Origin of the sequence: Geobacter sp. OR-1 (assembly GCF_000813145.1) — a bacterium.
Classification (GTDB): Bacteria; Desulfobacterota; Desulfuromonadia; order Geobacterales; family DSM-12255; genus Geoanaerobacter.
Window position 1 is genome coordinate 1 of sequence record NZ_BAZF01000058.1, and the last position, 1081, is coordinate 1081.

At 52.1% G+C, this 1081-nt stretch carries 1 protein-coding gene; it reads left to right on the forward strand.

What is annotated here, in order from left to right:
• Positions 1 to 71: 71 nt before the first annotated feature.
• A protein-coding gene (locus tag OR1_RS20455) for an IS3 family transposase (RefSeq protein ID WP_152610000.1) occupies positions 72 to 1081 on the forward strand; the annotation gives its coding sequence in 2 pieces (ribosomal slippage) (positions 72 to 333 and positions 333 to 1081; 1011 coding nt annotated over the 2 pieces). This gene is flagged as partial in the annotation.

Sequence of the window (1081 nt, forward strand, 5' to 3'; positions counted from 1 at the left end):
GTAAACTTCCCATAAATTGAGACATGTTAAAAGTAGAGCTTTCTGGCAAAATAAAGAGCCAGGAGGTTCAGATGAAAGGATCACGCTTTACCGAAACCCAGATCATCGCAATTCTCAAGGAAACTGAGACCGGCATGCTGGTAAAAGATGTCTGTCGTAAGCACGGAATCAGCGATGCGACCTATTACAACTGGAAAGCCAAATACGGCGGCATGGCTCCCTCGGATCTGAAACGGATGAAGGAGATGGAAGCCGAATTAAGTCGTCTCAAGCGCATGTACGCTGATATGGCCTTGGAAAACCGGGCGCTCAAGGATCTGATCGAAAAAAAGCTGTAAGGCTGCCAGAGAAGCGAGAAGCGGTTCATTTTCTCATTGCCGAGCACAGCCTCTCGGTTCAGCGAAGCTGTCGTTGTGTCGGTTTATCTCGGGCGGCCTTCTATAAGTCTTCACAGAATGCATTTGAACGAGATGCAGATGTAATCCGTGTCTTGAACGATATGGTTGAGCGGCATGCCCGCTGGGGTTTCTGGAAGTGCTTTCGGGCCATGCGCCGGCTCGGCCATCCCTGGAACCACAAGCGGGTCTACCGTGTTTACTGCGAACTGCGGCTTAACCAGAAGCGTCGAGCCAAGAAACGTCTACCGAAACGTGAGCGACAACCGCTCTTGGTGCCACAGCATCCGAACCAGGTCTGGTCAGCCGACTTCATGAGCGATGCTCTGCATGCCGGCAACCGGTTTAGGACGTTCAATGTCATCGACGATTTCAACCGTGAATGCCTGGCTGTCGAGATCGACACATCAATTACCGGTCGTCGCCTGATCCGGGTGTTTGAACGACTGCGCAGCGAACGAGGTTTGCCCGACGTGCTGCGAACCGACAATGGCCCTGAATTCCTGAGCGGCGACTTCGTAGCCTGGGCCGAATCTGCCGGGGTAATCATTCAATACATTCAGCCCGGTGAACCAAATCAGAATGCTTACATTGAACGTTTCAACCGGACGTACCGGGAAGAAGTGCTCAACCTGTATCTCTTCCGCAACCTCGTTGAAGTGCGGGAAATGACTTACTGGTGGATG